This is a genomic window from Halomonas sp. BC1 (genome assembly GCF_002078135.1).
Taxonomy (GTDB): domain Bacteria; phylum Pseudomonadota; class Gammaproteobacteria; order Pseudomonadales; family Halomonadaceae; genus Vreelandella; species Vreelandella stevensii.
Genome location: NZ_LFGS01000007.1, coordinates 83024 through 89505, shown reverse-complemented (window position 1 = coordinate 89505; position 6482 = coordinate 83024). Strand labels below are relative to the sequence as shown.

7 protein-coding genes and 1 pseudogene are annotated in these 6482 nt (G+C 58.7%); 1 reads left to right on the top strand and 7 read right to left on the bottom strand.

Going from position 1 to position 6482, the window contains the following annotated elements; genetic code table 11:
• Together B7L72_RS07095 and B7L72_RS07090 are read right to left on the bottom strand one after the other, a co-directional pair.
• Positions 1 to 353, bottom strand: a pseudogene (locus B7L72_RS07095) (methyl-accepting chemotaxis protein); the annotation flags it as partial.
• Positions 354 to 437: 84 nt separating this feature from the next.
• Complete coding sequence (locus B7L72_RS07090; protein WP_081136025.1) at positions 438 to 869, bottom strand: host attachment protein; 432 nt, start codon at positions 867 to 869, stop codon at positions 438 to 440.
• A gap of 222 nt (positions 870 to 1091) precedes the next feature.
• Here B7L72_RS07090 and B7L72_RS07085 point away from each other — a divergent pair, with 222 nt between their 5' ends.
• On the top strand, positions 1092 to 1685 hold the full coding sequence (locus B7L72_RS07085) for a histidine phosphatase family protein (protein ID WP_081193454.1): 594 nt from the start codon (positions 1092 to 1094) through the stop codon (positions 1683 to 1685).
• Here the strand turns inward: B7L72_RS07085 and B7L72_RS07080 are convergent.
• The 5 genes from B7L72_RS07080 to B7L72_RS07060 all read right to left on the bottom strand — a co-directional run bounded on the left by B7L72_RS07080 (position 1682) and on the right by B7L72_RS07060 (position 6423).
• Positions 1682 to 2074 (bottom strand): RidA family protein, encoded by a 393-nt coding sequence (locus tag B7L72_RS07080; protein ID WP_016915407.1) that lies wholly within the window; start codon positions 2072 to 2074, stop codon positions 1682 to 1684. The genes B7L72_RS07085 and B7L72_RS07080 overlap by 4 nt on opposite strands.
• Before the next feature lie 97 nt (positions 2075 to 2171).
• Positions 2172 to 2900 carry an amino acid ABC transporter ATP-binding protein gene (locus tag B7L72_RS07075; protein WP_039179251.1) on the bottom strand — a complete coding sequence of 243 codons (729 nt, stop codon included), beginning with the start codon at positions 2898 to 2900 and terminating at the stop codon, positions 2172 to 2174.
• Between the two features lie 86 nt (positions 2901 to 2986).
• On the bottom strand, positions 2987 to 4087 hold the full coding sequence (locus B7L72_RS07070) for an amino acid ABC transporter permease (protein ID WP_081193452.1): 1101 nt from the start codon (positions 4085 to 4087) through the stop codon (positions 2987 to 2989).
• Positions 4088 to 4108: 21 nt separating this feature from the next.
• Complete coding sequence (locus B7L72_RS07065) at positions 4109 to 5299, bottom strand: amino acid ABC transporter permease (protein WP_081193450.1); 1191 nt, start codon at positions 5297 to 5299, stop codon at positions 4109 to 4111.
• 98 nt (positions 5300 to 5397) lie between these two features.
• The gene (locus B7L72_RS07060) at positions 5398 to 6423 is read right to left on the bottom strand and encodes an amino acid ABC transporter substrate-binding protein (RefSeq protein ID WP_081193448.1); all 1026 of its coding nucleotides are present in this window, start codon (positions 6421 to 6423) and stop codon (positions 5398 to 5400) included.
• Positions 6424 to 6482: the final 59 nt, after the last annotated feature.

The following is a 6482-nucleotide window of genomic DNA, read 5'->3' as shown; positions in this document are numbered from 1 at the left end:
GGATCGTAATCACTAGGTGGCTGCCAGCCGTCTGAAAAAATGGCGTTTGATGTGTGTGGATAAGCGAGGTATGCCGTCATGAAGTCGCCAGAATCGGCCAACTGGCGCAACGCCGACAGCGGCTCTTCGCCGCCTGCAGTGTGCTCCATGCTTGCCATCATGGTGTAGCGTGCATTGAACCACTCATCGATAGCCTGTGTGTTTCCATTCACAACAGCGCTGAGGTTGCGGCTGATCTGTTCGCTATTATGGTGTTTAACGGTGGAATAGCTGGCGATGCCATTGATCACCAGGGCAACAACGATGGCAGTCAACGCCGCTAAGAGTATTCGAAAGCGTAGGGTAGCGAACATGGTCACTCTCTTGATCGTCAGGGTAAATGACGATTATCGGCGAGAGTGACCACTTCTTTAGGCGTATAGCCGTTTATTCATGGATCAGCGCAAATCGCTGACGGCTTCCTGAATATCCGACAGCGAGGCTTTGCTGAGGTCCTTGGAGAGGGTATGGATTACCAGTTTCTGGGTGGGGTTGTCGAGCTTTTCCCGCAGCAGCCCGAGAAACTTGGGGGGGGCCACCATGATCAGCTTCTCCATGCGGTTATCGACGCGGGCAGTATAGAGCCGTTGGGCGACCTCCTTGGCAAACAGCTCGTTTTCATGCCGGGAAGCGGCGCCCTCTTCACCTGACGAGCGTGACGTGGTGGACGTGGACTCATGCACGTCGGCCCCTCGGCGGTCGGTGATCAGGTCGCCTTCATGCAGCCTTCCTGCCGCATGCACCATGCTCTCCTGCTCGGCGAGTTCCAGGGCGTCACGGGTAAAGATTCTGGCGCGTGCCGCATCGGCTACCACGATATAGGTGGTCATCGTCATACGTCCTCCATGTCGTTGATTGCCCTTTAACCATGGCAAGCGTTTGGGGTTAGGTCAAACGTTTGCCTAGTGGCTTTACCACGCTGGTGATGGCTTCACCGATCAGCATCAGCACGATAATGGCGAGCCCCCAGCGTTTCGCTAATGGACATTTGAAGACGCAGATGTTTATTTTTCGAAAACGAGCATTCTCAATCCAGGGTTTGTTACAAAGATATGTCAAACACTTTCCTGACCCCCTCCTACCATTGGCGCAACCGTTATCTGCTGATGCGCCATGGCCACAGCCAGGCCAACGCACAGGGGCGAATCATCAGCACCCCCGAGCGCGGAATAGACGCCTATGGATTGTCGCCCGAAGGCGAACGGCAGTTGGACGATGCACTGGTGGACTGGCGTTGGCCGGTGCCCACCCAGGTGGTGCATTCGGACTTTTTACGCACGACTCGAACTGCCGCCCGAGTGGCCAGCGCCTTCGGGTTGGGCATGGCCATCGACGAGCGCTTGCGAGAACGCCATTTTGGCGAGCTGGAAGGCCAGGCAGATAGCCATTACCCCGAGGTGTGGGCGCAGGATGCCCAGAGTGCCGCGCATCGGCAGTGGCAGGTAGAGCCGCTCACCAGTGTGGCAGCGCGCATGTGCGCGGCGCTGGAAGCACTGGAGCTGCGCTGGCAAGGGGAAACGGTGCTGGTGGTGAGCCATGGCGACCCGCTGCAGATCCTGCTCACGGCGCTGGCAGGCAAGCCATTGACCCAGCACCGTGAGCAGCTCGCGCTGGCCCCGGCCAGCATCACGCTGGTAGGCGGTTAGGCGCCTTCCCTGGGGGGAATCCAGGCAATCATGTCGACTTCCACGTCGGCACCGCCTGCCAGGCCGGTGACGCCGATGCAGGTACGGGTGGGGAGCGGTTTCTCGAAGTAGCTGGCGTAGACCTGGTTCACTTCATCGAAGTGGCCCATGTTGGTAATGAAAACCCGTGACTGCACCACGTACTCGAAGCTGCTGCCCACCTCTTCCAGCACGATGGCCAGGTTCTGCATGACCCGGTGGGTTTGTTCGGTAAAGGTGCCCAGCAGCATTTCGTTGGTTTCCGGCACGGTCGGCATCTGGCCGGTGATGAACACCAGGTCGCCCACGCGGCAGGCGTGAGAGAACGGCGCAATGGGCTGTGGGGCGCGGTCGATGAACAGTTTTTCCATGATGACTCTCTGGTGTGATGTGGGGTATTCAGAAGGGCCATGAAAATGGGCCTCAGCTGAGGCCCACGTTACGCATTATGACGCGCTGGCAGTCGAATCAATGCCCCAGAATCTGGCTCAGGAAGAGCTGGGTGCGCTCGGACTGCGGGTTGTTGAAGAACGGCTCTGGAGCATTTTCTTCGATGATCTGCCCTTGGTCCATGAAGATCACGCGGTCGGCCACGGTCTTGGCGAAGCCCATTTCATGGGTCACGCAGAGCATGGTCATGCCCTCTTCGGCCAGTTCGATCATGACGTCCAGTACTTCCTTGATCATTTCCGGGTCTAGGGCCGAGGTCGGCTCATCGAACAGCATGACGTCCGGGTGCATGCACAGCGAGCGGGCAATGGCGACCCGCTGCTGCTGACCACCGGACAGCTGGCCGGGATATTTTTTGGCCTGCTCGGCGATGCGAACCCGCTGCAGGTAGCGCATGGCCTGCTCTTCGGCCTCTTTGCGCGGCTTTTTCTGTACCCACATGGGGGCGATACAGCAGTTCTCCAGCACGGTGAGGTGAGGAAACAGGTTGAAGTGCTGGAACACCATGCCAACGCTGCGGCGAATCTGCTCGATACGCTTCACGTCCTGGGTCAGCGGCACGCCACCGACCACGATCTCGCCCTTTTGATGCTCTTCCAAGTGGTTGATGCAGCGAATCATGGTGGACTTGCCCGAGCCGGACGGCCCGCAAATGACGATCCTTTCGCCGCGCTTCACTTCCAGATAGATGTCGCGCAGCACGTGAAAATCGCCGTACCACTTGTTGACGCCGCGCATTTCGACCATCAGATCCGAAGTACCGGTGCCAGGGTTATGGGAAGCTGCTTGTGTCATGTCACTATCCTGCTAAAAAATCGTTGATAAAAGCGGCGTTAACGCCTGTGGCCGGTGTGGAGCCTGCGTTCCAGATACTGGCTGTAGCGCGACATGCTGAAACAGAATATCCAGAACATGAAGGCCGCAAAGACATAGCCTTCCAGCGAGAAGCCCAGCCAGCGCGAGTCGGCCAGTGCCGCTTGCACGATCCCCAGCAGATCGAATAGCCCGATGATCATGACCAGGGTCGTGTCCTTGAACAACGAAATGAACGTGTTCACGATACCAGGAATCATCATTTTCAGAGCCTGGGGCAGTACGATCAGACCCATGCGTTTCCAGTAGGTCATGCCGAGGGCGGCGGCGGCCTCTTCCTGGCCTTTGGGAATGGCCTGCAAACCACCGCGAATGACTTCGGCCATGTAGGCGCTCTGGAACAGCGTCAGGCCGATCAAGGCGCGTACCAGACGGTCCACGCTGACCCCGGTAGGCATGAACAGCGGCAGCATCACCGAGGCCATGAACAGCACCGTGATCAGCGGTACGCCACGCCAGAACTCGATAAAGACGACGCAGAAGCTCTTGACGATGGGCATATTGGAACGCCGCCCCAGGGCCAGCACGATACCGATCGGCAGCGCACCTACCATGCCCACGGTGGCCAGCAGCAGGGTCAGCATCAGGCCGCCCCAGCGATGGGTCGGTACACGCGGCAGGTCGAAATAGCCGCCATGCAGCAGCACGTAGGCGATCACGGGGAAGCCGACCAGCGCAAACACGGCCACCCAGCGCTTGAAGGGCAGGCGTGGAATCGCCAGCCAGGCAATCAGGGTGAAGAACCCGGCAAAGACGATATTGGCACGCCAGATTTCCGAGCGCGGGTACAGGCCGTAGATGAACTGGGTGAAGCGTGCGTTGATGAACACCCAGCAGGCACCCTCTCGGGAGCAGTCTTCGCGGGAGGTGCCTACCCAATCGGCGTTGATGAACGCCCATTGCACCGTCGGTACCACGAGCAGGTAGAGAATATACAGGCCGATCAGGGTAAAGATCGTGTTGATCGGACCGTTGAACAGGTGGCTGCGTAGCCATGCCACAGGGCCCACGGAACTGCTGGGCGCCGGCTTTGGCTCGATCATCGTTCGGTTGTGAATCATGGGAATGTCCTCGCCAACGGCCTAGCGTTCAACCAGCGCCACACGGGCGTTGAACCAGTTCATGAACATGGAGACCAGCAGACTGATGGTCAGATAAACCGCCATGGTCATGGCAATGACCTCGATGGCTTGGCCTGTCTGGTTCAGCGTGGTGCCCGCAAAGACCGAAACGAGGTCCGGGTAGCCAATGGCGGTGGCCAGCGACGAGTTCTTGATCAGGTTGAGGTACTGGCTGGTGAGCGGGGGAATGATGACCCGCAGTGCCTGCGGAATGACCACCAGACGCAGCACCAGGTTACGCGGCAGGCTCAGCGCTTGTGCGGCCTCGGTTTGGCCATGGGAAATGGCTTGAATGCCGGAGCGCACGATTTCGGCAATGAACGCCGCCGTATAAATCGAAAGCGCGAACCACAGCGCCAGGAACTCGGGAATGACGGTGACACCGCCGCGGAAGTTGAAACCGCGCAGCTCGGGGACATCCCAGGTGATCGGCACACCGGTGGCAAACATCACCAGCAGGGGCAGGCCGAAAATCATCGCGAAGGAGATCCAGTAGGCTGGCAGGCGCTGCCCCGTGGCCTCCTGACGGCGCTTGTTCCAGATCACCAGTGCAATGCTGGCGATGATCGCCGCAATGAAGGTGACCGGAATCAGCCCGAACCCGGACTCGAATAACGGCCCGGGAAGATACAGACCGCGCACGTTGAGAAAGATGACCTCACCGAGAGCCAGGCTGTCACGGGCGCTGGGCAGCGTACGCAATACGGCAAAGTACCAGAAGAAAATCTGCAGCAGCAGCGGGATGTTACGGAAGGTTTCGATATACGCCGTGGCCAGTCGTGCGATCAGCCAGTTGGGCGACAAACGGGCAATCCCGACGATGAAACCGATGATGGTGGCGGCAATGACCCCCAGTGCGCCCACCAGCAGAGTATTCAGCAGGCCCACGAAGAAGGTGCGGCCATAGGTGCTTTGGGAGGAGTAGTCGATCAGACTCTGAACGATCCCGAAGCCTGCGGTGTTGTTAAGAAAACCGAACCCGGTAGTGATCCCGCGAGAGGACAGGTTGTCTTGAACATTACCGACGATATAGAACAGAAACGCAATAACGGCAGCAATGAGTAAAAACTGAAAGATCAGCGCACGCTTTGCGCGGTCTCGCCAGAACGGAGGCTTTTGGCCAACGGGGCGAGCGTTAGGTCTTACGGACATGGATGGCGTCTCCGCTACACGGAAGGTCAATCAAATGGCCCGCCGATCCCCTTGAGTGATGCTGGCAAGGGACGGCGGGCCGGGGTCAAGCGAGACGCTTAGCGAATCGGCGGTGCGTACTGGAAGCCACCCTGGTTCCACAGAGCGTTGACACCCCGTTCGATTTCCAGCGGTGAATCCATGCCGACGTTACGTTCGAAGCTTTCTGCGTAGTTACCTACCTGGCTCAGGATGTTGTAGGCCCACTCGGCATCCAGACCCATGCCTTCACCGTAGTTGCCGTCCTGACCCAGCAGGCGAGCCACGTCCGGGTTATCGGAATCGCGCATTTCTTCGGCGTTTTCGCTGGTCACGCCGTACTCTTCACCGTTGATCATGGCGAACAGAGACCACTTGACGATGTTGAACCACAGGTCGTCACCCTGACGTACCACGGGGCCCAGCGGCTCCTTGGAGATGACGTCGGGCAGGATCATGGCAGCAGACGGGTCGTCCAGCTGAATACGCAGTGCGGCCAGCTGAGAGGTGTCAGAGGTCAGAACGTCACAGCGTCCCGCCTGGAAGCCACCCACGGTTTGCTCGGAGGTATCGAAAACGATGGGATCGAATTCCATGCCGTTGGCGCGGAAGTAGTCAGCCAGGTTCAGCTCGGTGGTGGTGCCGGACTGGATACAGATCGCAGCGCCATCCAGCTCGGAGGCGTTGGAGATGCCCAGGTCGGTAGAGACCATGAAGCCTTGGCCGTCGTAGAAGTTCACGCCGGTGAAGTTGAGACCCAGCGTGGTATCGCGGGTGGTGGTCCAGGTGGTGTTACGGGACAGAACATCGACTTCGCCAGACTGCAGTGCGGTAAAGCGCTCGACGGCGTTCAGGGAGATATAGTTAACGGCGTCGGCATCGCCCAGTACGGCGGCAGCGACGGCACGACATACGTCAACATCAAGACCTTGCCATTCGCCGCTATCGTCCGGCGCGGAAAAACCTGGCAAGCCATCACTAACGCCACACTGTACGGCACCGCGAGAGCGCGTTTCTTCTAATGTGTTCGCCTGCGCGGTAGCGATACCGGCCAGCGTAATTGCACCCGCAGAGGCAAGCAGTACCAGGTGTTTCTTGTTAACCATGTGCGTTCCCCTTCCTCGATTTAATGATGTTATGCATGTCGATGCATGCCTAAAAGCTA